The sequence below is a fragment of the Solidesulfovibrio fructosivorans JJ] genome (assembly GCF_000179555.1).
GTDB classification, from domain to species: domain Bacteria; phylum Desulfobacterota; class Desulfovibrionia; order Desulfovibrionales; family Desulfovibrionaceae; genus Solidesulfovibrio; species Solidesulfovibrio fructosivorans.
The window spans coordinates 50,505-77,413 of the sequence record NZ_AECZ01000020.1; the positions used below are offsets into that span (position 1 = coordinate 50,505).

The window sequence follows — 26,909 nt, forward strand, 5'->3', positions numbered from 1 at the left end:
TCCGCGCGGCATTCTCCGATGAGCAGTACATGAAAAACAAGCAGTTCGACGACGACGTCAGGGAATTCGTCCTTTTGTTCAATGGCGTCTTTCTTGTCGTCAGCAACGATGCGCTCTTCAATAAAAACCTTCTGAGCACGCTGCAACGCCATCTTGGCATCAAGCAGGACTGCGTCTACAACGCCGCGACGATTGAAGCGCTCCACAAGGAGATCAAGGCGCTCCGCTCGAAAAGTAACAAGGTGCTGCTCTTTATCGAACGGGAGCTCAACGGCCGCAACATGGCGGACCTTATCCGCTATATCAAGACGGACTACAGCAACGAGGTCTATGTCGTCGTCCTGACCACGGAAGTGGAACGGGACAAGCTGGTCTTGCTCCACGAACTCGGCGCGGACAACATCATCACCAAGCCCATTTCCCCGGACACCCTGGTGGAAAAAATCGCCTTCACGGTCAAGCCGCGCGGCCAGCTCGGCGAACTCATGGACCAGGGACGGCAAAGCCTGGAGATGGGCAATCCCCTGGAAGCCGCCAAGATCGCCAAGCAGGTGCTGGAAATAAAGGCCAACAGCCCGTCGGGGCTGCTGCTCATGGGAGACGCGTTGCGCGAGATGGGCAAACGCGACGAGGCGCTTCGGGCCTACACCCAGGCGGAAAAAGGCGCCCGCCTGTTCCTGGACCCGCTCAAGAAAATCGCCGCCCTGCACCACGATGAAGGCAACACGGCCGAGGAACTCAAGTTCCTGGAACGCCTGGACAAGCTCTCACCGCTCAATGTCGACCGCAAGGTGGACATCGGCACGGGCTACGTGAAGCTCGGCGACACCGACAAGGCCAAGGCCGCCTTCGACCAGGCCGTGCGCATCGCCACCAAGGACGCCCTGGATGCGCTCAGCCGCGTCACCCAGACCATCGCCGCCCGCTGCATGGATGCCGCGCCGGAACTTTCCGAGCAGTATCTGCGCCAGACGCTCAACACGCGCAAGAACATGCTCGACCGCTCGGACATCGAGACGTTCAACCGCCTCGGGCTCATGTTGCGCCGCCAGGGCAAATGGCAGGAAGCCATCACCGAGTACCGCCGGGCGCTCAAGATATCCCCGGAGGACGCCGGGCTCTTCTACAACATTTCCATGGCCCTCACCGAAGGCAAGCAATACATCGAAGCCTACCAGTACCTGGACCGGGCGCTTTCGCTCAATGCCGACCTATGGCGCACCAGCGAGGCCATCTGCTACAATATCGCCACGGTCTACCGGCGCTACGGCAAGAAGGACCAGGCGGTCGGCTATCTGAAAAAGGCCCTGGGCATCAATCCGAAATACACCAAGGCCCAAACGCTGCTCCAGGAAATCGGCACCTCGGCCTGACGCCATCCCCGGGCTGCCACGCCATTTCTCCCGCACCGCAACCGGCTTTCCCGCCAAGGCACCTTAGCCATGCTTGCCTATCCCCACTTCGATCCCGTCGCCCTGCACCTGGGCCCCTTAAAAGTCCGCTGGTACGGGCTGATGTACCTCATCGGCTTTTGCGCCGCCTGGCTGCTCGGCCGCTACCGGGCCAAGAAGCCCGATTCGGGCTGGACGCCGGTCATGGTCGACGACCTGATCACCTACTCGGTGCTCGGCGTGGTGATCGGCGGCCGGGTGGGCTACGAACTTTTCTACGACCTGCCGGATTTCCTGGCCAATCCCCTGAACCTGTTCAAGGTCTGGGAGGGGGGCATGTCCTTCCACGGCGGCTTTCTGGGCATGGCTGTGGTCATCTGGTTTCTGGGCAAAAAGAGCGGCAAGGGCTTTTGGGGCGTGGCCGATTTCACCGTGCCGCTGATTCCCCTCGGCATCCTGGCCGGGCGCATCGGCAACTTCATCAACGGCGAGTTGTGGGGCAAGGTCACGAACCTGCCCTGGGGCATGGTCTTTCCCAGCCCGCTGGCCGGCGACCTGCCGCGCCATCCCTCCCAGCTCTACGAGGCAAGCCTGGAGGGGTTGGCGCTTTTTTGCATCGTGTGGTTCTACTCGGCCAAAAAGCGCAAGCCCGGCGCGGTCTCCGGCGCCTTCTGCCTGTGGTACGGCATCTTCCGCTTCGTCGTGGAGTTCGTGCGGGTGCCCGATCCGCAGCTCGGCTACCTGGCCCTCGGCTGGCTCACCATGGGCCAGATCCTCAGCATCCCGGTCATCGCCTTCGGCATCTGGCTGCTGTGGCTGCGCCCGGTGCCTGAAAACCTTCAGAAATAAATGAACCTGGGGGGAAACCTTTCTGAAGAAAGGTTTTCCCCCCAGGCCCCCTTTCCAAAGACTTTTATCGATAGCAGATTGTTATCGATATCAGATTGATACCGTGAAAAAGTTTAGGAAAGGGAGAGCGCGAGAGGGGAGAAACCTTTTCCAAGGGTTTCCCCTCTCGCACTGTCTTCACTTTCTTAATCTTCATTCCTTGTTCAAGGGAATGAGCACGAATTCGCCGCACAGGTCGTCGGCCAAGGTCTCCGGCCAGACGGCCACGTAGGTTTTTCCCCGAGCCTGTTCCACCGGCACGCTGGCGGGCGCGGGGGCGTGGCGTTTGCAATAGCCCCAATCGCCGGAAGTCATCTCCTCGGGGGGACAATAGCGGTGTTCGGGGGGAATGGGCCCTTTCCAATACCGGCACATCCGGCACTTCTGCTTCATGGTTGCCGCCTGGTCCCGCCGGGGTGTCCGAAAGGCAGCCCCGGGACCTTGATTTCGAATATTTTCGGCCAATGCTTACCCGTCACCCAGATCCGCCCCGTGGCCGGATCGCAGGCTATGCCATTGAGGACGTCATCGGGGCTGGTCTTGGTTACGCCCGCGGCCAGGGCGGCGCAATCCACCCAGGCCAGCACCCTGCCCGAGGCCGGGTCGATCACCGCGATGCGCGTATCGCCCCAGACATTGGCCCACACCATGCCGCCGATGGATTCCAACTCGTTTAAGCGGACCACGGGTTCGCCAGCATCGGTCACGGACACGGTCCGACGCAAGGCCATGGTTTCGGGGGCGTAAAAAAAGAGCTTGTCCGACCCGTCGCTGACGACCAGGTCGTGGCCGAGCGTGCAAGCCCCCCAGCCTTCAGTGGCCAGCGGCAACTCGCGGACGGGCGCGAGATCGGACAGCCGGGACACGAACACCCGCCCTTCCCGCCAAGTCAGCTGATACAGGTGATCGCCGGCAAGAGCCAACCCCTCGCCGAAATAGGGCTTGGCCAAGGCGCGGCTGGACAGCACCCTTCCCGTGGCCGGGTCGAGACGCCGCAGGGAGGACTGGCCGTAGAGCCCGGTGCTTTCGTAAAGCGCGCCGCCGTGGAAAAGCAGTCCCTGGGTGAAGGCGTCCGGATCGTGGGGAATGGCCGCCACGACCTGGACGGGGAAACTCGGCGCGGCCGCCAGGGCCGGGGCGGAAGAAAGCAGTGCCCATGCAAGCAGGAGCGCCGCCCGGATCGCGACCGGCGGCATGGCCGGCCGGCGTAGCGGCGAAAACAAGACGAAGCTTGCCGCAATATTACAGTCTTTTCTTGTCATACAAGGAGGTTAGCATTCCCAGGACAGGCTGGCAAGAACACGGGGCTTTACACGGCGGGAATTTCCGGCCATAGTTCACTCCATGAACGATACCCTGCTTTTCGTCGGCATCATGGTTGCATGGTTTCTGGTCGTCCGTTTCATTTTCCCCAAGCTCGGCATACGGGGCTGAGGCATCGACACGGGGTGCGGTTCGCGCCCCAAGCCCCCGCACAAGCCGGAAGATCCGGACAGCATGCCGCCGGATCGCCCTAAAAACTGATCTTGAGGCCGACGTTGCCGCCCAGGCTGTCGAGCCCGCTGTCCGAAAAAGACCCCATGTGCTGGAAACGTCCGGCCGCCTTGAGGCTCACGTTCTTGCCGAGCGCCACGGACGCGCCCAGATCGGCCTGGCCCATGCCGCTTCCGGTCTCGCCGTTGTAGGGCAGCTTCTTGTCGGAAAACACGCCGCCGCCGCCCGCGCCCACAAACAGCGTGCCCTTGTGCGTGCGCAGGAAGTTCCAGCGGGCCATGCCCGCCACGCTCACGGCATTGGTGGTCTCGCTTTGGGTGGCCTCTCCGAGCACGGTCCGGGTCTTTTTCTGCTGGTCCACGGCATAGCCCAGACCCTCGGCCTCCACAGCCACCCCGTCCATGACGTAGTAGCCGGCCGCGCCGCCGTAGGTGCCGATCGTGTTGACGTTGGGATTGGTGGTGCCGTAGACGCCGCCCCGGGGTTCGAGATAGGTGGTGCCCTTGGTGTACTCCTGGGCAGGGACGGCCCCGGCCCCAAGCAGCAGCACACAGGCGGCAAGGATCATGACGCGACGCTTCATGGCGTTCCTCCTTGTCTTCCCCGGTCGCGGCGACCGGGAATCAATGCATCAGGGACTTGACCCCGATGGTCTTTCGCGCGGCCTGGGCGGACGTTTCCCGCTCCAGGATGACGGCCGTGCCGTAGCAGGAGAAATAGCGCGAGCCGTCGGGATGGAAGGCCACGTTCTCCTGGTAGCCGATGATGGCGTCGGCGCCGATGTCGATGGCGCTGGCGGTCAGGCCGTAAAAAGCGCACTCGGAGTCGAAGCCGCGGCCGCTGACGAGCCCCAGCACCTTGCGGACCTTGCGGCCTTCGAGGCCCGGCGTGGTCACCACGGGAAACTTGCCGGAGAAAAACATCTCTTTGGCGTTCTTGAGGCGCGCGCCTTTCTTGAGTTCTTCGTGACGTCCCCCACGGCTCTTCTTGTCGCCGCCGAAAAGTGAAAGCATGCCGTCCTCCTTTGTGCGCGTGCCCGGCCGGGCTGGCCGGACATTCCCTGCGTTCGTTCTTTCCTAGCAAGGAGCTTGCCAATTATTTTTCCATTCTATTTCGGAATGTTAAAAAGAAAGGCATACTGTTTTGTCAAAGTTCTGACTGCCGCTACATAAAAAAAAAGCCGGGCCCGAAGGCCCGGCGCGAAACCGAAAGTGCCAGAGGGGGGCACGATCAACCAGCCTTGTCCAAATAGCGCCGTACGGCCGGATTGGGACGCACGCTGGTGCGATAGCCGGAAAGGCGCTGGTTTTCCTGCTTGGCCCGTTGCAGGTCGGACTGGAGTTCGGCGTGCAGACGCCTGGCTTCGACGGTCAGCTGGCCTTGCAGATTCTTCAGTTTAAGCAGCTTGTCCCGAAGCTGGGCGATGCCGTCCGGATCGGTGGAACGCCAAGCCATCTCCAGCAGCTGACCGCGATCCTTGGCCAGCACTTCCGCCTCCTCGATTTCACCGGCGAGCAGGCAATGCAGCTCGCGTTCGCCGGCAACCAATGCCGCTTCGAGATATTCAAGCTTGTCGGACATGGCCTTATTCCTCGCGGATTCCTCGAAAGTTCTCCCGCAGCTCTGCAATGACGACCTTCCAACGGCCCATGGCCGGAATAAACTCGTATTCGAGCAGATCGGCGAGCAGGATCCAGTCCTCGTTCTCGAGGACTTCCAGCATTTCGGAGAACAGGTTGGAAATTTCGTCGGCGGAGGCGTCGAATGAGCTGGATTCCTTGGTCAGGGACTCGCCGCGCAACACACCTATCATGTTGAGGAAATCACGGGTGACATCCATCAGGTCCTGATAGACCTCCAGAGCCTCGGCATCCTCGGCCTGGCGGAACAGATCGGCCACGCGCCGGGCGCCGTGGTCCATGAGCACCACCACCTTGTCGAGCTCGGTGGCGATATCCAGGGCCATGCTGACCACGGGAACGCTCTTGACCTCGACCGAGGTGATCTCCTCGACCTCGATGTCCTCGGCCTGATGGGGGTAGATTTCGGAAAAGCTTTCGTTGTTGACGATGACATCCGTGACGACGCGACCTTCCAGTTCGCCGCCATCCATGATCTGAAGCAGGATTTCCTCGAGGTTGTGGAACTGTTTGATTTCCATGCCGGTCGCCCGGCCATCCACGCTTATCATGTCGCGCCTCCCTCTGGAGTTGTTGTCGGAGGGAAAGGATTTCCATTCCCGCCCCTTCTCTTACAACAACCGTGCCAAAGAGATCAGGCGTGCCCGAGGCAGGCGGCCAGGGCCGCGATGCACTCGCCGTAGCGCCGGATGCGGGCGATAAGCCCGGGCAGGTCCGGCGGGGCCTGCTGGGCCTCCTGCATCCAGAGCCGGCCAAGCACGCCAAGCTCCGGCGAGGCCGTCCACAGGGCGCTTAAGCGGTCCCAGCCGGCTAAAAACCGGGACTTCATGGCCTGGTTTTTCACCGACAACCCGGCCTGCCCTTCCAGGAGCCACAGCAACTCGGCGGATTGCCCGAGCAGCGTCAGCACGGCCTTGCGGCGGGTCTCGGGCAGGGAAAAAAGCTCCGGCCCCGGCCCGGTGAACGCCTCCTCGTCAAGGAATTGGCGCAACACCCGACGCAACAGCCGCAACCAGACAGCCCGGGGCTCGGCGTCATGCCCTGACAGGGAGCGCATGTCCATGAATCCCCGCGCGTCGAGAGTCGACAACCAGGCCCTGGCCCCGGGATAGGCCCCGGTCGGAAACACGCCGCTTTCCAGAAAGGCGGCCACGGCCTCAAACACCGTTTGCGGGCCGATGGTCGTCAGGCAGGCGTTGGCGTTCGGACAGGAACGGCCGAACGGACAGGGATGGCAAGGCATATCTGGTTCCAGGCACAGGCAGCCTTCCCGGTAGGGACCGGTGTCGAAGGGTTGGGCCGTGGCCAGAAAAATGGCGACCGAAGGCACGTCCAAACCAGCGGCCAGGTGCAACGTGCCGGTATCGTTGGAAACGAGCAGCTGGATGCGGCAAACGACGGCGGCCAGGGTCGGCAGATCGGTGGCCCCGATCAGGTTCACGAAGGGGCCGCCGGCAAGCTCCCCGTAGCGCGCGCCGAGTTCGCGCTCCCCGGGCGCGCCGAGAAGGACAGGCACGGCCCGAAAGCGCTCCCACAACCGGTCCCCCACTTCGGCGAAGGCGGCCACGGGCCACTGCCGGGCGGCGGCGCTGGCCCCGAGCTGAAAGCCCACAAAAAAAGCCGTTTCCGCCGGCGCGGCCCCGGCCAGCCGATCTCCGGCCGCATCCAGGGCCTGCCGCAGCGGCCGGGCCAGGGCAAACCGGCCCGGCCCCACGCCGACTCCGGCGGCCTTGCGAAACAGGTCCACGACATTGAACGGACTCACCCCCCGGCTGGCCGAGGAGGCCTCCAGAAAGGTGGCCCAGGGCGAGGATTCGTGGCGATAGCCCAGGGGATCGAGGCCGAACCCCCGCACGGCCTCGCCGCAAAGCCGCCTGGCGAGCAACCGGGCGGCCAGGGCCGGGGTCAGGTTGACAACCGCCTCGGGAGCGAAATCCCGGATCGTCCGGTCGGTGAAATCGGCCACGGCGGCCAGGGCCGCATGCCAGTCCCCGCTCAACCCCGCCAGCAGGCGCCCCCCGGGCAAAGGCAGGATCGCCCGGGCCTCGGGCAACAGCGCCGCCGCCCCGGCAAAATTTTCCAGGCAGGCCACGCCGATCTCATGCCCCTGCCCGGCCAGTTCGGCCAAAGCGGGTTGGGATTGGAGCAGATCGCCAAAACGCGTCAGATTCAGCAACAAAATTCTCATGACAGCTCCACAAGACGACGATAAGGGCATTATGCGGAGTCCGGCGCGAGGAAGACTCCCCAAAAAACTCCCGCGCATGGCCTTTTTCCCCGAGTTTTTGCCCGGGGGGCGTCCCCGGCCATCCTCATATTACGGACAACTCCGGGAAGGGGGGAAATTTCCGGGCCGCCGCACGGCTTGTTGGCCTCTCGCGAAGATGGTATTCCGCCACCATCAAGGAAATGACCGGACGTGCCGGCCTTACCCTATGAACAACCCGCTCGCAGACGACGACCCGACCTCCGGCATCCTGGAGTTGCAGCGTTTTCTCCCCGAAGGCAAGCAAGAGGACTTGCGCTGCCTAGTGGAGGCTCTCGCCGCCTTCCGCCAGGACATCGAGCGGGAGAAAGCCGATCTTGCCGCCGCCCTTGACCGCAGCGAACAGGAACGAGACCGGCTGCGGGAACGGCTCCGCCGCATGGGAGCCCATCTGGAGCGCCTTCAGGACATCTTCCGCGTCAACGACCAGGCCTTCGCCACCTTCCGGGCCGCCCTGACCTTGTCGCGGCAGTTGCGCCGGCTGGCCGACCTGCCGGAGGTCGTGGCCGAACTTGGCCGGATCATGGGGGTGCGGGCGCTGTCCTGCCTGCTGGTCGGCGAAGACTTCGAGACCTTCGTGCCTCCGGGTTATCCCTGTCCGTCCCGGCAGGCCCTGGCCGACGCCCTGTCCTGCCTGCCCGAGGCCTCCAGAGGCAGACGCATCCATGTGGGCGCGGTCAAGGATCTGGTCCGGCCGGACTTTTTTTTCGCCCCGGCCGACCTGAACGCCTGCCCGGAACTGCTTGCCGGCTCGTGCTTCATCGCGGCGCTCGGCGACAAATACCATCCCGGCCGCGTCATCGGCGCGCTTTCCCTGGCCGATGTGGACCCGGACCGCTACACGCCCGAAAAAGGCACCGATTTTCTGGAGCATTTCTGCGAAGTTTTGGCCGGTGATCTGCTGCACGTCAAGATCCACGAGGAACTGACGCGCCAGCGCGACAACGACGAGCTGACCGGCATTTCCAACCGGGCCTCCCTGCGCCGCAACGGCCCGGCCCTGCTCAATCTGGCCGAGCGTAAGCGAACGCCGGCGGCGCTGCTTTTTTGCGACCTCGACCATTTCAAGGCGGTCAACGACCTCCACGGCCACGAAACCGGCGATGCGGTGCTGCGCGACGTGGCCCGGGGCATGGCCGGCCGGGTGCGGGCCTACGACCTGCTCGCCAGGCTTGGCGGCGACGAGTTCGTGGTGCTCATGCCCGACGCCGGCCAGCAGGAAGCGGCGGTCATGGCCAAACGCCTGCGGGCCTGCGTGGCCCAGGTGGCCCGGGACCGCGGGCTGTCCGGAACGCCCGGCCTTTCGGTCTCCATCGGCGTGGCCCTTTTTACCCCGGGACAGACCATAGACGACCTCGTGCGCCGGGCCGACGCGGCCATGTACGCGGACAAGCGCGCCGACGCCAAAACCAAACCGGAATAATCCACACCCATATGCCAATCCGCTCCCGCCGCTTTCTCGCCGTCTGCTGCGCCCTGCTCCTGCCGATCCTTTTTTGCCCGAAGGCGCGGGCCGCCTCCGAAACGTCCCGACTGCTTTCCTCCATGAGCCTGGAGGAAAAGGTCGGCCAGATCTTCATGCTCTGGTTCAGGGGACCGGTCGCCTCCGAGGACGCCGCCGCGCTCATCCGCGACCGCCATGTCGGCGGGCTGATCCTCTACGCCACGGCGGGCAACATCGAATCCCCGGGCCAGGTGGCGCGCCTGACGGCCGACATGCAGGCGGTCGCCGCCGCCACGGGCCATGGCCTGGGGTTGCTTGTGGGCGTGGACCAGGAGGGCGGGCCGGTTGCGCGCCTGCGCAAGGGATTCACCGTCTTTCCGAGCCAGATGGCCCAAGCGGCCACGGGTCGGGCCGACCTGGCCCGGCGCGCCGCGTCGGCCACGGCCCGGGAGCTTGCGGCCGTGGGCATTAACGTCGATTTCGCGCCCGTGGCCGACGTCAACGTCAATCCCGCCAACCCGGTCATCGGCATCCGCTCCTTCGGCTCCGACCCGGCCACGGCGGCCCGGTTCGCGGCCGCGGCCACCACCGGCTATCGCAACGCCGGGGTCATCTGCACGCCCAAGCACTTTCCCGGCCATGGCGACACGTCCGTGGATTCCCATGTCGGCCTGCCCCGGGTGGATCATGATCGAAGAACCCTCGACCGGGTGGATTTTCCGCCGTTTCGGGCGGCCCTGGCCGCCGGGGCCCCGGCCGTGATGACGGCCCACGTCCTGGCTCCGGCCCTGGAGCCGCAGGGTCTGCCGGCCACACTCTCCCGGCGGGTTCTCGGAGGCATTTTGCGCGGCCGCATGGGATTTTCGGGGGTCATCTTCACCGATTCCCTGGGCATGGGAGCGGTGGCCGACACCTGGGGCACGGCCGAGGCCGCCGTTTTGGCACTTAACGCCGGGGCCGACATCCTTCTTGTCGGCGCGGACGCCGGACGTCCGGCATCCGAACGCTTGCTGGCCATGGATGCCGTGGTCCAGGCCGTGCGCTCGGGCCGGGTGCCGGTCAAGCGGCTCGACGCGGCGGTCGCCCGCGTGCTGCGCCTCAAGCAACGCTACGGGCTCCTTGTCGCTTCGAAACTGGCCCTACCCGCGCCGGACGCGGCGGAGCGCGCCGACACGCCGCAAAACGCCGCCCTGGCCAAGCGCATCGCCGTGCGCGCCCTGACCGCCTTCGGCCCGACCAAACCGGCCCTGCCGGCGGCCCGGGACGCAGCGACGCTCATTGTGCGGCCGCGTCTCGGCCGCGAAGCCATCGATGCCCTGGCCGAAGCCGGCATCGACGCCTGGCACGGCCCGCAAGCGCTTTTTTTGCCGCCCGATCCGGACGCGGGCGCCATCGCCCGGGCCGAAGCGGCGGCCAGACAGGCCTCCAAGGTGATCCTGCTCGCCACAAACGCCCGCAAATACCCGGGCCAACGGCGGCTGGCCGAAAAGCTTGCCCTGGCGGCGCCCGGGCGGCTGGTCCTCGTCGCCGCCGAGTCGCCTTACGATCTGCCCCTTCTGCCCAAGGCCGCGGCCCGGCTGGCTATTTACGGCGAGACGCCGGCCGGCATGGCCGCCTTGGGAGACGCGCTTTTCACGACGCAACTCTTTGGCGGACGCTGTCCGGCCTGCATAGCGCCGGCCGGGCCGACGTTATTATCTACCAAATAAAACCTTTATTTTCATAAGGTTAAATCTATATCTGTCGCACCCATAACGTTGACCTTTCCCGGGAAATATTTTTTGATCCCGCAAAAAGGTTTGGAGCGTCATCATGAGCAATCACAATAGCCCATACAACCCAGGTTTCCTTTGCCTCCCCCTGGGCGCTCTCTTCGCCGTCTGCGTCATCGGAGCCACCCTGCTCGGCAACCTCATCGTCGCCGTGGTCCTGGCCATTGCCGGCCTGATCGTCGCCTGGCTCGCGACAAGCCGCATCAATGCTCCCCTCGGCAAGCTGCATGACGGCTTGTACCGGATCAACAATGATTCCAAGACGTTTTACCTCGACGAGGTGCTGTCCTGGAAAGCGCTTGGCCCCCTCGGCGCGGAAATGAGCAAGGCCCTGTCGTTTAACATGCTGCGCCGGGAATACTACCGCGGCGCGGTGTTCGGCGTGGGCACGCCCTTTTTCATCTGCAACAAGGAAGGCCGCATCACCCACGCCAGCAAATCCCTGACCGAGATGCTTCGCAAAAAGCATGACGCCATCATCGGCAAGACCGTGAGCCAGGCCTTTTACAACAAGGACGGCGCGTCGTTGACGGAAAAGGCCCTTGCGGCCGGCGGCTCCGAGAACGCCGAGCGCGACCTCACCCTGTGGGACGGCCGTGTGATCGCCTGCCATTTTTCCGTCAACTGCTTTCACGGCGTGCGCGACGACCTCCTCGGCGCGGTGACCTGCATCACCGACCTGTCCATCCTGCGCACCAAGCAACAGGAACTCGAACGCTCGCAAGCCGATCTGCACAACCTCGGCGGCGAGATCAACGAGCTGGCCCAGCGCGTGGCCTCGGCCTCGGAAGAGCTTTCCGCCTCCTCCGACGAACAGGCCCGGGGCGCGCAACAGCAAAAAGGACAATCCGACGCCGTGGCCACGGCCATGGAGGAAATGACGGCCACGGTCATGGAAGTGGCCAAGAACGCGTCCAAGACTTCCGAGGCGGCCGACAGCGCCAACGAGGCGGCGGAGACCGGCGCCGTCGAGGTGCGCGAAGCCGTGGCCGGCATCAAGGCCGTGGCCGAGTCCGCCGGCAAGCTCGGACAGGTGGTGACCGCCCTGGACGGCCAGGCAGCCGAAATCGGCCGCATCATCGGCGTCATCAACGACATCGCCGACCAGACCAACCTGCTGGCCTTAAACGCCGCCATCGAGGCGGCAAGGGCCGGCGAGGCCGGACGCGGATTCGCGGTCGTGGCCGACGAAGTCCGAAAACTCGCCGAAAAGACCATGACCGCCACCAAGGAAGTGGAGAAATCCATCCACCAGATCCAGGAAGGCTCGCGCCATGCCGTGGACTCCATGCAGGAGACCGACGCGCGCGTGGCCACGAGCACCGACGCCACCCACAAGGCCGGCCAGGCGCTGGAGCGCATCATGGAGCGCATCCACGAAGTGACCGGCCAGGTGAGCCAGATCGCCACGGCGGCCGAACAGCAATCCGCCGCCGCCGAAGAGATCAACCAGAATATCGAAGTCATCGCCCATGTGGCCGCCGAGGCCGACGAAGGCGCGTCCCAGACCGCCCAGGCCACCCGCGAGCTGGCCGAACTGGCCCAATCCCTCCTGACCCTGGCCGGCACCTTCGCCGACCGCCACGAGGAGGACTTGAAGCTGCGTACCTCCGATGGCAACATGAAAGGCATCCTGCCCAAGCTCATGCAGGAATTCATCACCGAGAAGTACGGTAAGACCGTCTTCAACGCCATGCAGGAGGAAATGGGGCATCCCACCTTCCTGCCGACCCAGAACTATCCCGACCAGGTGCTGCGCCAGATGGCGGAATTCGTTTCCGCCCAAACCGGCGTTTCGGTCAAAGACATCTTCCTCGCCATGGGCCGCTACACCATAAAGGGCTTCCACCACCTCTACCCCCGGTATTTCAAGGCCCACAACCTCAAGGACTTCTACCTGACCATGAACGACACCCACACCCGGCTGACCAAGGACATGCCAGGGCTGGAGCCGCCGAAGTTCACCTACGAGGAAAAGGGCGCGACCCTGGTCATGACCTACCACTCGCGGCGCGGCTACCCGGAATACTACGAGGGCATCCTGCGCGGCGCGGCCGAGTACTTCAAGGAGCCGGTCACCATCACCGTTTCGGCCGGCGACAAGCATACGGTGCGGGCCGAGATCGCTTTCCCGTCCCTTCCCGGCGGGGGCTCCCGCAAGGCCCTGGCTTCCTGACGCGCCTGACGCCGGCGGACGGGCTCTCGCCGCCGCCGGCGTCACGATAGGCGTTCCAACAACATGATGCCCTCGGGCAAGGCCGCCATGTCCCTGACCATCGCCGCCTACAGCTTCGATGACCCGGCCTCGGCCTGCGCCAAGTTGCGCCTTTATGACCCGGCGGCCGCCCTTGCTTCCGCCGTGCGCCTGCTGCCGGGAGCCATCCCCGACGGTCCCGGCCACCATCTGCGCCTGGATATCCTTCCCCAGGCGGATGCCATCCTGATCCAGCGCTATTTCCCGAGCCCGGACACGGCCGGCGTTCTGGAGACCCTTTTCGCCTCGGGCAAGCCGGTCGTTTACGACACCGACGACGACTGGACCGCGCTCGGGGCCGAACACCCCTTTGCCCCGGACATGGCGAAACGCCTGCCCCACATCCTGGACACGGCCCGCCGGGCCCGACTGGTCACGGTCACGACCGGGCGGCTGGCGGAGGTCTTCGCCGCCATCAATCCCCGGGTGGCGGTCGTGCCCAACTTTCTGCCGAACGCGCTGTGGCGGCCGGTCACCCCGCCGAACCGGCCGGTTGTCGCCGTGGGCCTTGCGGCAACGGCCTCCCACGGACCGGACATCGCCCCCCTGCTGCCGGTTTTGGCCGCCCTCGCCCGGGAACTCGCCGGAAAGCTCCGATTCGTCTTTTTCGGCTGCGCCCCGGACGCCGCCCGCTTTCCCGGCGCGACCGCAGTGCCCTTCGATCCAGACTACGCGGCCTACGCGAACCGTTTGGCGCGCCTTGGCTGCGGCATCGGGCTCGCCCCGCTTGCCGACACGGCGTTTAACCGGGCCAAAAGTCCGATCAAGTGGATGGAATACGCCCTATGCGGCATGGCCGGGATTTTCACCGACCTGCCACCCTATCGCGATGTGGTGGAACAGGAGCGGACCGGCCTGCTCGTCGGCCCGGACCCGGCCGACTGGGGCGAGGCCGTGCGCCGGCTGGCCCTCGATGCGACCTTGCGCGGGACCCTGGCCGCCAATGCCCGGGAAGCCGTCATGGCCCGGCACATGCTGGCCGACCATGCCGAAGCCTTCAAGCGCGCCTGGACCCGGGCCGTCACGGAGACGCCATGACTTCCCTGCCGGACTGGCTTGCGGCGGAACTTCCCGCCCCCTTTGAAGACATGCTGCTGGCCGGAACCGCCGGCCGCGACCATCTGCTTCGCGCCGCCGCCATGGCCGAAGTCGCGGCGGACCAGGTCCAGGGCACGGCGCGGGAAGCGTGGGCCCACCGTCGCCTGGGACTTCTGGCGTCGGCCTTCGAAGAGGACAGCCTGCACGGCCCGACGGCCGCCGCCCTGACTGGAGCCCTCTCCGACGCCGCCGCCTCGGCCGTACGAGCCGATCCGGCCTTTGCCGTTCTGCTCGAAACCCTGGCCCGGACCTTTCGCATCCCGGAAAACACGGCCTATTACCAGCGCCTTGTCGCCGCCGGCGATGCCCGGCGCATCGAAGCCTATCTGGAAAACGAATGCCGGGGCCGCCATGGCCTTTTCTGGCTGCACGTGGCCTTGCGGCGCGACATTTTATCCCGGAATTTCGACCGGGGACTGGCGCATATCGCCTTGGCGCTGCCCGAAGCGCTTGCGCCGCTTGCCGATAAGCTGCGGGCCGATCTCGCCCTGCTCGCCGGTCGGCCGGGCGAGGCGCTCGCCCTTTACGAACGCTCCCTGGCCATGGCTCCCCGGCCGCTCGGGCGCTTCCGGGCCGGACTCGCCGCCCGGGCGGCCGGCGAGGACGCGGCGGCCAGGGCCCATTTCGCGGCGACCCTTGCGGCCATGCCCGAGCACGTTTCCGCCGCCCTGGCCCTGTACGATCTGGTGGCGGGTCGGGACAAGGCGAGCGCCGCCCTCCCGCCGTCCGTGGCCATCGCGCTTTACACCTACAACAAGGGCGCCGACCTGGATGCCACCCTGGCCTCGCTTTTCGCCTCGGCCCTCGGCCAGGCCCGGGTGACCGTGCTCGACAACGCCTCCGCCGACGCCACCCCCGACGTGCTCGCGGCCTGGGTGGACAGGGTCGGGACCGGGCGGCTCGCGACCATCCGATTGCCCGTCAATATCGGCGCGCCCGCCGCCCGCAACTGGCTGGCCGCCGTCCCTCGCGTCGGGGAAGCGGATTTCGTCGCCTACCTCGACGACGACGTGGATCTGCCGGCGGACTGGCTGCCGCGGCTCTTCGCCGCCATGCGGGCCTATCCCGAGGCCGGCGTCTGGGGCTGCCGGGTGGCCGACACGGGCAATCCGGCCGTGGCCCAGGGCGTCGGGGCCATGCTCGTGCCGGGAAAAACGTGTGGCGACGCGCCTTCCCTCCCCTGGCTGGGAACCGCCCATGCCGAAAGCTTCGACTTCGGAGCCTTTACCCATCTGCGCCCCTGCCTTTCGGTCATGGGCTGCTGCCATCTTTTTCGCGGCGAGAGGCTGCGCGCGGCCGGCGGCTTCGACATCCGCTACTCGCCATCCCAGTACGACGACGTGGACCACGACCTGCGCCTGGCCCTGTCCGGCCGTCCGCCGGTCTACCAAGGCCATCTGGTCGTCGGCCACCGCCGACCGGCTCCGGTCTTCGCTCCGCCCAAGCCAGACCAGCAAGCCGGCGGCGAGGCCAACCTGCACAAGCTTCTGGCCAAGCATCGGGACCGCTTCACCGAGCTTGGGGACGGCATGCGCCGCTGCGCGCGCGAGGATCTGATCGCCAAATGGGGGGAGCTTACGGATACCGCCGAGAGCGACGAGGCTTAGGCGATCTCGTCGCCCAAGGAAAAACGCAGCCGGAAAACCGAACCCGGTGAGGCGGGACCAAAGGTCAAAACCCCGCGCAATTGGCGCGTGAGCTGCACAATCAGCTGCATGCCGAGGGATTTGACCGCGTCGGGATGGAAGTTTTGCGGCAAGCCCACGCCATCGTCCTCCACCACGGCCTGTACCTGAACGCCTTCCCGGGTCACCGTCAGACGGATATTTCCCTCCTGGCGGTCGGCAAAGGCGTGCTTGGCGGCGTTGGTCACCAACTCGTTGATGATGAGCCCGAACGGGATGGCCTTGTCCACGGTGACGCGGCATTCGGCCAGGTTCAGGGCGAAGCCGATGCTTTTTTGCCCCCGCAGCGACTGGACCACCTTGGGCACCAGCCGCTCCAGGTACTCCTTGAGGTCCACCCGGGCCAGATCGCCCGAGCGGTAAAGCTCTTCGTGAATGAGCGCCATGGAAGCGATGCGGTTGCGGCTTTCCTCGAAAATCTCCTGGACCGCCGGGTCCGCGATGGCGTCTTTTTGCAGAAAAAGCAGGCTGGAAATGACTTGCAGGTTGTTTTTGACCCGGTGGTGCACTTCCTTGAGCAGCACTTCCTTTTCCAGAAGCGAATCGCGCAACTGCCGCTCCCGCACCTTGTCCTGGGTGACGTCGCGAATGACTCCCACGATGAAGCGCGCCCCCGAAGCGTCGACGAAAAGCCCCTTGCGCGTGACCAGGGTATGCCCCCGCCCCTCCTTGTCCGTGAACCGTTCCTCGAAGAGGTCCTCGTTCCCGGTTTCCAAAACGATATTGTCGCGGGCGATGAACACATCCGCTTCTTCCCGGGCCACGAAATCATAGTCCGTCGCGCCGACGATCGCTTCCGCCGGCTGGCGAAGCATGGCGCAAAGCGCCCCGTTGACCAGCACGAACCGGTGTTCCTTGTCCTTGACGAAGACCGGATCGGGAATAGCTTCCACGAGCATGCCCAAAAACTCGCGGGAACGGCGCAATTCGGCTTCCACGGCCCGGCGCTCGGTCAGATCGCGCAAAACGCCCACCACGCCCAGGAACTCGCCCCCGGCGTCGAAGTACGGCCGCACCACCGCTTCCGCCCAGACCGTCCCGCCTTCCTTGCGGCGCAACTCCAGCTCCAGGCGGCTGACGAAGTTGGGATCGACCTTGTCGTCGACGATCAGCCGCTCGGCCGCCTGACGCACACGGGCGGCCGAAGCGGGCGTCATCATCTGCTCGATGGTTTCGGCCATGACCTCCTTGACGCTCACCCCGCGAAGCCGGCGGATCGAAGGGCTGACGTAGGTCGGGCGTAATCGCGGGTCCATGGTGAAAATGACGTCGTGGGAATTGTCGGCCAGCAGACGGTAGGCACGGTCGCGTTCCCGCAGGTCGCGTTCGATGCTCTTGCGGCGCGAGATGTCGCGAACGAACACCAAGGCCCCGGCCGTGGCGTCAAGCGCGAACGGCACGGCGGCCACCTCCACCTCGATGGGCGTGCCGTCCAGACGCAGGTAGCGCTGTTCCCGAAGCCGCGCCGGTCCCTGGAGCAGCATGTTTCGCCGCATTCGCTCCGTCGTGGCGTCCTGGGAATCCTCGTGCACGAACTTCAGAACGTCCTGGCCCACGATCGCTTCAGGGCTTGCCGCGCCGAAAAGCTTGGCGGCCTCCGGATTGGCGAAAACAAACCGGACCCCGTCGTGGATGAGTATGGCGTCGGGCGCGCTTTCCACCACCAGCCGATACTGTTCGCGGCTTTCGCGCAGTTCGTGTTCCTTACGCCGAAAGGCGGCCACATGGCGATACAGGAGGATGAAAAGCAGCAGCGAGGTGATGACGACAAACCCAAGCCCCTTGTAGGAGGAGACCCGCAGCAACAGGTCGGGATCGTCGCGGAACAGGGAAGAAACCAGTCGGTCGGACAAAAGGATCCAGAGGATACCGACCAGCAAATAGACCAGGGTGATCCGCGCGGGTTTGAGGCTGACCAGCCTTTCCGGGGCGTCCTCACCGTTTTGTCGCGTTATGCCCATCCGTCCGCCTTGTTGACGCGGAGTCGTTTCGAACCGCCCCCCGGGTCGTCTACAACATGTCCACAGGATCGAGATCCAGGGTGAAGCGCACCTTGGCCGCGCCGGCCAGGGCCTCCCGACCGGCGGCGAACACCCGGCGCACGCACTGCCAGTCCGGGGATTTGAGCAGGCAGTGAAACCGCCTGCGCCCGGCGACCAGGGCCAACGGCGCCGGGGCCGGCCCCAACACCCGCACTCCGAGCTTGGCCGCGACCTGGCGCATGGCCTCCCCCGCGGCGGCGACGGCGGTGAGGCCGGCCTCCCACTCCCGGGGAAAGCTTACGCGCGCAAGTCCCAGTCGTGTAAATGGAGGATAGCACAAGCGCTTGCGCCGGGAAAGCTCCAGTTCGAAAAAACCTTCAAAATCACCTTTTACCACAAATTGGAAAAAGGGATCGTCGGGCATGCGTGTCTGGATGAGCACACTTCCCGGCCGTTCTCCCCGGCCCGCCCGGCCGGCCAACTGGGTCAGCAGTTGGAAGGTCCGCTCCGAAGCCCGGTAATCGGGCAGATTGCGCCCGAGATCCGCGTCGGCCGCGATCACCAGGGTCACGTCCGGAAAATGATGTCCCTTGGAGAGCATCTGGGTGCCGACCAGCACCTTGGCCCGGCCCGAGGCGAAATCGGCCAGGATGGCCTCGGCCCGCTCGGGCCGCCGGGCGATGTCCTTGTCGAGGCGGGCCACTTCGGTCCCGGCCGGCAGAATGCCGGCCAACTGCTCCTCAAGCATCTCCGCGCCCACACCCATGGGCAGGAAACTCGCTCCGCCGCAGATCGGACACGGCGCGGGGTGGGGCCGGCTGTGGCCGCAATAATGGCAGACCAGCCGTTCCCGGTCCTTGTGGTAGGTGAGCGACAGATCGCAATGGGGGCAACGCACCGGGGTCTCGCAGTCGAGGCAGAAAAGAAGCGGCGCATAGCCACGGCGGTTGAGGAGAATCATGGCCTGGTCGCCATCGGCCACGGTCTCGGCCAAGGCGGCGGCGGCCCGGTCGGTCAACACGCCCACCCGGTCGCCGGTTTCGCGCTGCCCGGCCACGGAGGTGAGTTTTTGCGCCCCGCGCATGTCCACCAGTTCGATGGCCGGCATGCCGCCGCCGCCGATACGGGAGGGCAGGCGCACCATGGGCACATGGCCTTCCCGGGCGGCATGGAAGGTCTTGACGTCGGGCGTGGCCGAACCGAGCACAAGCAGGGCCCCGGCCCGACGCGCCCGGAAAAAGGCCACTTCCTTGGCCTGGTACGGCAGCCGGTCCTCCTGCTTGAACGCGCCGTCGTGCTCCTCGTCGAGGACGATCAGCCCGATGTCGCGAAGAGGCAAAAAAAGGGCCGAACGGGTGCCGACCACAAGCCGCGGCGCGTCGTCCCCGCCAGAGCGGCGAAAGGCGAATTCGCGCGCGGCCGGCGGCTGGTAGCCGTGGTAGAGCAAGGGCGGGCAGCCCGGAAAAGCCTTGGCGGCGGCCCGGTGGAGCCGGGCGGCCAAGGCCACTTCCGGAGCGAGCAGCAGCACCTGCCGCCCCCTCGCCAGGGCCTTGGCGGCAAGTTCCATATAAAGACGCGTCTTGCCGCTGCCGGTCACGCCGAAGACCAGCCGCGCCGCGCCGTCCGGGGCCTCGATCACCGGCCCCAGACTTTCCAGGGCGGCCGCCTGGGCGGTGGTCAGAGGCGGCATGGCGGCCAGGGACGTCTCCCCGCCCCGCTCCGCGAGAGGCCCGACCGCACACTCCGCCGCGCCGGCGCCGTCGTCGAGGCGCACCAGCCCGAGCCCCACCAGCCGGCGCAAGACGGTGAGCGTATCCGGGCCGCACTTTTTCTTGAGGTCGGAAAGCGGCATGGGGCCGACGTCGCACAGGGCATCGAGGACCGCTATCTGGCGGGCCGCGCCGGGACGCACCGGCCAGGGCGGATCGGCGGCAAGGGCGCACAACGGGTCGGCCGCTTCCTCGGACAGCCTACAGCCCATGGTCCCTTCCCGCCAAGCGGCGACCAGTCCGGCCCGGGCCGCCGGGGCAAGGCGGGAAAGCGCCTTGGCCGCGATGCGCCGGGGCAGGCCGGATTCGGTCACCTCGAAAACCACCTGGGAAGTGCGCATGCCCCGCGGCAACAGCGTTCCCAAAATGCGGCCGGGCTCGGCCATGTGCCGGCTGGCCAGATTTTTCACCAGTTCCAGATAGTCGGCGTCGCAGGCCGGACGGCGCTCCAGGGGCCACAGCGCCGGACGCAGGCGAACGCCTTCGGGCGGCGGCGTCCCGACCTCCCAGACCACGCCGGCCCGCAACATGCCGGCAACCGGCACAAGCAGGCACAACCCGACCGGAAAGTCCTCGGGGGTGAAACCGTCCGGCACGGTATAGGTCAGGATGGCATAGGGCGGGGCCGTCAGGGCGACGGCCAGCGAGGGGGCGGCGGTCATGGGACGCATACGAACCAGGGGAGAACCTTTCCCACGGGAAGGTTCTTGCCCCAGGCACCTTCTTCACAGACTTTTGAGGATAACAGAATGTGATTTCTATCCAGGCAACAAGACGGGCAACGATGGGACGGGAAAGCCCGAGAGGGGAGAACCCGGTTTCCTGGGTTTCCCCTCTCGTTCATCCTTTGGCGCTCTAATCGGCAAAGGGCAGAAGTTCGCGCAGGCGCGGCACCAAGGCCTCGCGCAGCGACTCGTCGTGCAGGGCGAAATAGATGTTGGCGGTGAGGTAATCCACCCAGTCGCCGGCGTCGAAGCGCTGGCCCTGGATCTTGACCGCCAGCAGGCGGTTGTTGCCGGCAAGGCCTTTGAGGCCGTCGGTGAGCTGGATTTCGCCGCCATGGCCCGGAGTCACCTTCTCCAGATGGTAGAAGATGTCCGGGAACAGCACGTACCGGCCGACGATGGCGAGCCTGGACGGCGCTTCGTTGACCTTGGGCTTTTCCACGAGATTGCGCACGCGGTACATGCCCGGGGCGAATTCCTCGCCGTCGATGATGCCGTAGCGCGAAACCATGTTCGCCGGCACTTCCATGACGCCGATGACCGGCATGTGCTCGGCCTGGGCCACGGTCAAGAGCTGCTTGATGCCGGGCTCCATGCTGAACATCAGGTCGTCGCCGACCATGACGCAGAAGGGATCGTTCTTGCAGACCTCGCGGGCGCACAGGACGGCGTGGCCCAGGCCCAGCTGCTTTTTCTGGCGTACGGAGATGATGTTGGCCATCTCCGCCACCTCGCGCACCATCTTGAGCATTTCGGTCTTGCCGGTGCGCGAAAGCAAATCCTCGAGGGTGAGGTTATAGTCGAAATGGTCCTCAATGATGGTCTTGTTCCGGTTGGTGACGAAAACCACATCCTGCAGCCCCGAAGCCTGGGCTTCCTCGACGACATACTGCACGATGGGTTTGTTGTAGACGGGCAGCATCTCTTTGGGGATGTTCTTCGTGGCCGGCAAGGACCGCGTACCCCATCCGGCAACGGGAATGACCACCTTCTTGATTTCCATGCTCTTCTCCTTGAAAGCGCGCACTGCCCGGTATGATTGCGGCTGCGGCGGACCGCGCCCGTGCGTCCAACCGCCCGATTTTGACCTACCCCGCGATGCCGGCTCGCCCACTCGGACGAAATCCCGCATCTCCAACCGACGTTAATTGCTTTGCACCAACAAGTCCAGCCCCAAAAGGCGTTTCCGACAAACGGGCGTGCCTAGGCCAGTGCCGCGGCCACGATTTCGGCCAGCCCCTGGCTCAGGCGCGTCACCAGCCCCGGATCCTCGGCCTCGACCATGACCCGGGCCAGGCTTTCGGTGCCGGAATAACGCAACAGCACCCTGCCCCGCCCGGCCAGTTCGCGCTCGGCCTCGGCCGTGGCCCGCTCGATGGCCGGGACTTCGCTGAAGGGGATCTTGCGGGCCACGGGCACGTTCACGAGTTCCTGGGGAAAGGGGGACACAAGCGTGGCCAGCTCGGAAAGGGGCTTGCCCCGCTGCACCATGATCCGCATGAGCTGGAGCGCGGCCAGGGTGCCGTCGCCGGTGGTGCTGTGGTTGAGGAAAATCAGATGGCCGGACTGTTCGCCGCCGAGCACGGCGCCTTTCCCCCGCATGGCCTCGACCACGTAACGGTCGCCGACCGGAGTGCGCAACAGCGTCCCGTTGTGGGACTTCATGAACAACTCAAGCGCCATGTTGCTCATGACCGTGGCCACGAGCAAATTGCCGGGCAGCTTGCCCCGCTCCATGAAGTCCAGGGCGCAGATGGCCATGATCTGGTCGCCGTCCAGAATACGGCCCTTTTCGTCGGCCACGATGACCCGGTCGGCGTCGCCGTCCAGGGCGATGCCGATATCGGCCCCATGCGCGACCACGGCCCGGGCCACGCCTTCCGGATGCAGCGAGCCCACGCCCCGGTTGATGTTGGTGCCGTCTGGCTCGACGCCGATCTTGACCACCTCGGCCCCAAGCTCCTCGAACACCTCGGGGGCCACCCGGTAGGCCGCGCCGTTGGCGCAGTCGAGCACGATCTTCATATTGTCGAAGGAGACGTCGAGGGGCACGGTGTTTTTGAGGAACACGTTGTAACGGCCGATGCTGTCATGGATCTTGGAGGCGCGGCCCACCTCTTCCGGAGCCGGCAGTTGCCAATTCTGACCGCAGCCCTCGACCAACCCGGCAATCCTGTCCTCCACGGCGTCGGGGAGCTTGAACCCCATGTGGTCGAAAAACTTGATGCCGTTGTCCGTATAAGGATTGTGGGAGGCCGAGATGACCACGCCGACGTCCGCGCGCATGTCGCGGGTAAGAAAAGAAATGGCGGGCGTGGGCAGCGGCCCGACCAGGATCACGTCCATGCCCGCGGCGCAAAACCCCGAAGCCAGCGCGTATTCGTAAATGTAGCCGGAAAGGCGGGTATCCTTGCCGATAAGGACCTTGTGGCGCCGGCCGCCGTTGCGCAGCACCTGCCCCACGGCCAGTCCCAGGCGCATGACCACGTCCGGGGTCATGGGGTAGACGTTGACCTTCCCGCGCAGTCCGTCCGTTCCGAATAGCTTTTTTTCCATGCAGGCTCCCGGCCGGATGTCTCCGGCCCTTATTTCACGGTCAGCGTCACCTTCTCGGGCTTGGCCTCGATCAGCTCACAGCCCTGGGGCATCTTGACCCGGTATGAAGCTATATATTTACCCGGTTCGATATCCGGCTTCAACTCCAGCGAGGCCTCGACCAGGCCGGCAAAGGCCTTGTCGGATAACAGCGCCGCCGGCCCCTTGATGCGCAGGGTCACCGCCGCCGGGCTGGCCGTGATCTCGCGCCCCTTGGGCGGCACGAGCGTCAGCGGAGCCCGCAGCGTGACTTCGGACTCCTTGCCGACAAAGCCCATGGACACATCCACGGCCACGGGCGAGGCGTCCACATCTTCGGGAACGTCAAGGGCCACCCGTTCCTCGAAACGCCCGGGAGCCGGGCTCGGCACGGTCACCGGCTGGGTGCGCACCTGGGTCATGCCGCTGATTTTGGAGGCCGGTCCGGTCAGGCGCACGGCATCCGGCGTCACCCTGACCCCGGTCATGGTATAGCCCTCGGGCACGGGGGAACGCAGCACCACCTTGACCGGCACCTTCTTGGCCACCCGCTTTTCCACCTCAAGCTCCAGCCGCGACGGCCGGATCTCCACCACCTCGTAAACCTTGGGCAGGGGGATGTTCTTGGCGTCGAAAACGACGAGGTTCTTTCCCGGGGCGATCTTGCCGAGGTTCAGGTTGTAGACGAGCTGGTTGTCCTCGATGCGGCGGGCCACGCCCCGGGGACCGCGCACCAGCACGTCCACGGAGCCGACCATGCCGCTCTTGATGTAGAGCCCCTCTGGAGCGCCGGTCATCTCCACCCGCATGGTCATCCAGGTGTCGACCTTTTCCCGGCCGGTGACGAGGTACCAGCAGAAAAGGGCCATGGCAAAGGCCAAAAGCAGGTATTGCCAGTTCGGTTTCATACGCGTTTGGCGAAAAGATTCCAAAGCATGTTTTTGAGCGTGCGCTCATCCACCGGGGAAATAAGCTTGCCGCCCTCGGCCACGGACACCACGCCGCGCTCCTCGGACACGACCACGGCCAGGGCGTCGGTCTCCTCGGTGATGCCGAGCGCCGCCCGGTGGCGGGTGCCGAGGGAAGCGTCGAGGGGCACGCCGGCAATGAGCGGCAAAATGCAGCCGGCGGCGGCGATGGTCTCGCCCTGGACGATGACCGCGCCGTCGTGCAGGGGCGTGTCCGGGAAAAAGATGGTGCCGAGCAGTTCCCGGCTCATGCGGGAGTAAAGCTCCACGCCGCGCTCGATCCAGTCGCCAAGGGGCACCCGGCGCTCGAAGACGATCAGCGCCCCGGTCTTGGTGCGGGCCATCTGGAAAACGGCCAGCACGCAGGCGTCAAGCGCCGCCTCGGTCATGGCCTCGCGCCTTCGGGGACGGAAAAAGCCCCAGGCCCCGACGCTCGAGAGCGCCTTGCGGATGTCGGCCTGGAACAGAATGATGATGACCAGGAAGATCGAGCCCAGGAAGTTGGTGAGGAGCCAATGCAGGGTATTGAGCCCGAATTCCCCGGACAAGTAATAGAGAATGCAGATGAGCAGGAAACCGTGGAGCACGGACACAGCCCTGGTGCCGTGGATGAGGATGAGCCCGCGGTAGAAGAGGTAGGTGACAAGCCCGATGTCCAGGACCTCGGTCCAGGACAGGTGGATATTATCGAGAAAGGCAAGGGACATGGCCACAGTCCGCGGCTTGAAGGTGATGTCCGGGGGAGGCCGGCTCAGGCGGCCATGGCGGCGGCCAGGCGCAGGGCCTGCCCCACCCCGGCCACGTCGTGCACCCGATGGATGCGCGCGCCACGGGCGGCGCACAGGGCCGAGGCCACAGCGGTAGCCTGGCCGCGTTGCCCCACCGGCAGACCGAGAACGGCCCCTAAAAAGGCCTTGTTGGACAGCCCCATGTAGAGGGGCCGCCCGAAGACAAGGAAGCGGTCCAGCCGGCGCAGGATGGCCAGATTGTGCTCCAGGCGCTTGCCGAAGCCGATGCCCGGATCGAGGACGATGTGCTCCTCGGGCAGGCCGGCCCGCGCGAGCCGGGCCAGGTGCGCCTCGAAAAAGGCCAGGATATCCTCGACCACGTCGCCGTAGCGCGGAGCCTCCTGCATGCTGCGGGGCCGCCCCTGGCAGTGCATGAGCACATAGCCGGGCTTGCGGTCGATAAGCACGTCCGTCAGTTCCGCATCGAAGGCGCAGGCCGAGATGTCGTTTATGACGACCGCTCCGGCCTCGATGGCGGCGGCGGCGCAGCCGGCCTTGAAGGTGTCCACGGACACGAGGGCGTCCGGCAGCGCGCGCAAAAGGCCCGACACCACGGGCGCGACCCGGCGGATTTCCTCGCCCAGGGACACGGAAGCGGCCCCCGGACGGGTGGATTCCCCGCCGACATCGAGCATGTCCGCGCCCGCGGCGGCCAGCCGCAGCCCGTGGGCCACGGCTGACGCCGTATCGGCATGCCTGCCGCCATCGGAGAAGGAATCCGGGGTGACGTTGACGATGCCGGCGATGCGGTTGGCCGAGCAGTCGAGGGCAAGCCCCCGGCCCAGCCGCCATATCGGGTTAACGTTCGTTTCCATGGCCTTCGCCGTCCGGCTTTTTCTCCGGATGCGCGGAGTCGTCGGGCTCCAGGGTGAATTCCTCGCCGCCGGTGTGGGGCTCGGACACGGACGTCTCGGCCGCGGGGGCCTCAGGCGCGGCCGTTTGGGGCGCGGGAGCCGCCTGGGCCGACGCGGCGGCGTCCTGTGTTCCAGTGGCGCTGTCTGGCGCGCTCACCGGCCCGGAAGAGGCGCTGCCCCCGGCCGCCGGGCCCGCCGTCCCGGCCGGGGTCTCGGGCGGGGGGAGGGTCTCGCCCCGCATGAGGCGGTCGATGTCATCGCCGGTAATGGTCTCGCGCTCGAGCAGGGCCTTGGCCACGGCCTCGAGGGCGTCGCGCTCGCTCTCCAGGATGGAGCGGGCCCGGCGGTAAGCCGATTCCACGATCTTGCGCACCTCGGCGTCGATCTGGCGCGAGGTTTCCTCGCTGAAGTTCTTGTGGTGCACGAGGTCCTTGCCGAGGAAGATCTCATTGTCGCGCTCGCCATAGGAAAGCGGCCCCAGCACCTCGCTCATGCCCCAGGAGCAGACCATCTTGCGGGCCATGGTGGTGGCCCGTTCGATGTCGTTGCCGGCCCCGGTGGTCATCTGGTCGAGGACGAGCTCCTCGGCCACCCGGCCACCCATGAGCACGGCCAGGTTGTTTTGCAGGTAGTCCCGGGAATAGTTGTGCCGGTCGTCGGTGGGCAGCTGCATGGTGATGCCGAGGGCCATGCCGCGCGGGATGATGGACACCTTGTGCACGGGGTCGGTGCCCGGAAGCTTTCTGGCGACGAGGGCGTGGCCGGCCTCGTGGTAGGCGGTGGTGCGCTTCTCCTCGTCGGTGAGGATGAGGCTTCTGCGCTCCTTGCCCATGAGCACCTTGTCCTTGGCCTGCTCGAAATCGGCCATGTCCACCTGGTCCTTGTTGACCTTGGCCGCCTGCAGCGCCGCCTCGTTGACCAGGTTTTCCAGGTCCGCGCCGGAAAAGCCGGGGGTCCCCCGGGCCAGCACGTCGAGGTTGACGTCCGGGGACAGCGGGGAACGCCGCGAATGCACTTCCAGGATGCGCCGGCGGCCCCGCACGTCGGGGGTGGGCACCACCACCTGCCGGTCGAAACGGCCGGGGCGCAGCAGCGCCGGGTCGAGGACGTCCGGACGGTTGGTGGCGGCGATGAGGATGACGCCCTCGTTGGACTCGAAGCCGTCCATCTCCACCAGCAACTGGTTGAGGGTCTGCTCGCGCTCGTCATGGCCACCGCCGAGTCCCGCGCCGCGCTGGCGGCCCACGGCGTCGATCTCGTCGATGAAAATCAGGCACGGGGCGTTTTTCTTGCCCTGCATAAAGAGGTCGCGCACAC

22 protein-coding genes are annotated in these 26,909 nt (G+C 65.8%); 7 read left to right on the forward strand and 15 right to left on the reverse strand.

Going from position 1 to position 26,909, the window contains the following annotated elements:
- Positions 1 to 29 precede the first annotated feature (29 nt).
- Entirely contained in the window at positions 30 to 1,373 is a 1,344-nt protein-coding gene (locus DESFRDRAFT_RS14080; RefSeq protein WP_005994959.1) for a tetratricopeptide repeat protein, read from the forward strand.
- Positions 1,374 to 1,442: 69 nt separating this feature from the next.
- The gene (gene lgt / locus DESFRDRAFT_RS14085; RefSeq protein ID WP_005994960.1) at positions 1,443 to 2,240 is read left to right on the forward strand and encodes a prolipoprotein diacylglyceryl transferase; all 798 of its coding nucleotides are present in this window, start codon (positions 1,443 to 1,445) and stop codon (positions 2,238 to 2,240) included.
- A gap of 192 nt (positions 2,241 to 2,432) precedes the next feature.
- On the opposite strand, the gene DESFRDRAFT_RS14090 is transcribed toward lgt, so the two are convergent.
- The 7 genes from DESFRDRAFT_RS14090 to DESFRDRAFT_RS14120 form a co-directional block, all read right to left on the reverse strand.
- Positions 2,433 to 2,672 carry a hypothetical protein gene (locus DESFRDRAFT_RS14090; protein WP_005994961.1) on the reverse strand — a complete coding sequence of 80 codons (240 nt, stop codon included), beginning with the start codon at positions 2,670 to 2,672 and terminating at the stop codon, positions 2,433 to 2,435.
- Complete coding sequence (locus tag DESFRDRAFT_RS14095; RefSeq protein ID WP_005994962.1) at positions 2,669 to 3,475, reverse strand: glutaminyl-peptide cyclotransferase; 807 nt, start codon at positions 3,473 to 3,475, stop codon at positions 2,669 to 2,671. Before DESFRDRAFT_RS14095 ends, DESFRDRAFT_RS14090 begins: the two co-directional genes overlap by 4 nt.
- A 317-nt stretch (positions 3,476 to 3,792) precedes the next feature.
- Positions 3,793 to 4,356: an outer membrane beta-barrel protein gene (locus DESFRDRAFT_RS14100; protein WP_005994963.1), complete on the reverse strand. Its 564-nt coding sequence runs from the start codon at positions 4,354 to 4,356 to the stop codon at positions 3,793 to 3,795.
- 40 nt (positions 4,357 to 4,396) lie between these two features.
- Positions 4,397 to 4,786 (reverse strand): YbjQ family protein, encoded by a 390-nt coding sequence (locus DESFRDRAFT_RS14105; RefSeq protein ID WP_005994964.1) that lies wholly within the window; start codon positions 4,784 to 4,786, stop codon positions 4,397 to 4,399.
- A gap of 217 nt (positions 4,787 to 5,003) precedes the next feature.
- Positions 5,004 to 5,354 (reverse strand): hypothetical protein, encoded by a 351-nt coding sequence (locus tag DESFRDRAFT_RS14110; protein ID WP_005994965.1) that lies wholly within the window; start codon positions 5,352 to 5,354, stop codon positions 5,004 to 5,006.
- 4 nt (positions 5,355 to 5,358) lie between these two features.
- Positions 5,359 to 5,964, reverse strand: a complete 606-nt coding sequence (locus DESFRDRAFT_RS14115; RefSeq protein ID WP_005994966.1) for a hypothetical protein — start codon at positions 5,962 to 5,964, stop codon at positions 5,359 to 5,361.
- Between the two features lie 83 nt (positions 5,965 to 6,047).
- On the reverse strand, positions 6,048 to 7,601 hold the full coding sequence (locus tag DESFRDRAFT_RS14120; RefSeq protein WP_005994967.1) for a glycosyltransferase family 9 protein: 1,554 nt from the start codon (positions 7,599 to 7,601) through the stop codon (positions 6,048 to 6,050).
- 247 nt (positions 7,602 to 7,848) lie between these two features.
- On the opposite strand from DESFRDRAFT_RS14120, the gene DESFRDRAFT_RS14125 reads away from it, so the two are divergent.
- The 5 genes from DESFRDRAFT_RS14125 (at position 7,849) to DESFRDRAFT_RS14145 (ending at position 15,854) form a co-directional block, all read left to right on the forward strand.
- On the forward strand, positions 7,849 to 9,102 hold the full coding sequence (locus DESFRDRAFT_RS14125; RefSeq protein WP_005994968.1) for a GGDEF domain-containing protein: 1,254 nt from the start codon (positions 7,849 to 7,851) through the stop codon (positions 9,100 to 9,102).
- An 11-nt stretch (positions 9,103 to 9,113) separates the two neighbouring features.
- Positions 9,114 to 10,832 (forward strand): beta-N-acetylhexosaminidase, encoded by a 1,719-nt coding sequence (gene nagZ, locus DESFRDRAFT_RS14130; RefSeq protein ID WP_005994969.1) that lies wholly within the window; start codon positions 9,114 to 9,116, stop codon positions 10,830 to 10,832.
- A gap of 103 nt (positions 10,833 to 10,935) precedes the next feature.
- On the forward strand, positions 10,936 to 13,071 hold the full coding sequence (locus tag DESFRDRAFT_RS14135) for a methyl-accepting chemotaxis protein (RefSeq protein WP_005994971.1): 2,136 nt from the start codon (positions 10,936 to 10,938) through the stop codon (positions 13,069 to 13,071).
- Positions 13,072 to 13,134: 63 nt separating this feature from the next.
- Positions 13,135 to 14,187, forward strand: coding sequence for a glycosyltransferase family protein (locus DESFRDRAFT_RS14140; protein ID WP_005994972.1), 1,053 nt, complete (start codon positions 13,135 to 13,137; stop codon positions 14,185 to 14,187).
- Complete coding sequence (locus DESFRDRAFT_RS14145; RefSeq protein ID WP_005994975.1) at positions 14,184 to 15,854, forward strand: glycosyltransferase; 1,671 nt, start codon at positions 14,184 to 14,186, stop codon at positions 15,852 to 15,854. Before DESFRDRAFT_RS14140 ends, DESFRDRAFT_RS14145 begins: the two co-directional genes overlap by 4 nt.
- Here the strand turns inward: DESFRDRAFT_RS14145 and DESFRDRAFT_RS14150 are convergent.
- The 8 genes from DESFRDRAFT_RS14150 to DESFRDRAFT_RS14185 form a co-directional block, all read right to left on the reverse strand.
- Positions 15,851 to 17,893: a PAS domain S-box protein gene (locus tag DESFRDRAFT_RS14150; protein ID WP_005994981.1), complete on the reverse strand. Its 2,043-nt coding sequence runs from the start codon at positions 17,891 to 17,893 to the stop codon at positions 15,851 to 15,853. The two genes, DESFRDRAFT_RS14145 and DESFRDRAFT_RS14150, sit on opposite strands and share 4 nt — an antisense overlap.
- Before the next feature lie 49 nt (positions 17,894 to 17,942).
- Positions 17,943 to 20,345 (reverse strand): replication restart helicase PriA, encoded by a 2,403-nt coding sequence (gene priA / locus DESFRDRAFT_RS14155; RefSeq protein ID WP_005994982.1) that lies wholly within the window; start codon positions 20,343 to 20,345, stop codon positions 17,943 to 17,945.
- Positions 20,346 to 20,538: 193 nt separating this feature from the next.
- Entirely contained in the window at positions 20,539 to 21,411 is an 873-nt protein-coding gene (gene galU / locus DESFRDRAFT_RS14160) for a UTP--glucose-1-phosphate uridylyltransferase GalU (protein WP_005994992.1), read from the reverse strand.
- Between the two features lie 200 nt (positions 21,412 to 21,611).
- Positions 21,612 to 22,964, reverse strand: coding sequence for a phosphoglucosamine mutase (gene glmM, locus DESFRDRAFT_RS14165; RefSeq protein WP_005994994.1), 1,353 nt, complete (start codon positions 22,962 to 22,964; stop codon positions 21,612 to 21,614).
- A gap of 29 nt (positions 22,965 to 22,993) precedes the next feature.
- Positions 22,994 to 23,890 (reverse strand): CdaR family protein, encoded by an 897-nt coding sequence (locus tag DESFRDRAFT_RS14170; protein WP_005994995.1) that lies wholly within the window; start codon positions 23,888 to 23,890, stop codon positions 22,994 to 22,996.
- Positions 23,887 to 24,657: a diadenylate cyclase CdaA gene (gene cdaA / locus DESFRDRAFT_RS14175; RefSeq protein ID WP_005994997.1), complete on the reverse strand. Its 771-nt coding sequence runs from the start codon at positions 24,655 to 24,657 to the stop codon at positions 23,887 to 23,889. The genes DESFRDRAFT_RS14170 and cdaA overlap by 4 nt, the downstream gene beginning before the upstream one ends.
- A gap of 44 nt (positions 24,658 to 24,701) precedes the next feature.
- A complete protein-coding gene (gene folP, locus DESFRDRAFT_RS14180) occupies positions 24,702 to 25,553 on the reverse strand; it encodes a dihydropteroate synthase (RefSeq protein ID WP_005994999.1) in 852 nt (283 codons plus the stop codon).
- Positions 25,537 to 26,909, reverse strand: a 1,373-nt coding sequence (locus DESFRDRAFT_RS14185) for an ATP-dependent metallopeptidase FtsH/Yme1/Tma family protein (RefSeq protein WP_043794951.1), incomplete at its 5' end; no start/stop codon positions are given. The genes DESFRDRAFT_RS14185 and folP, both read right to left, overlap by 17 nt.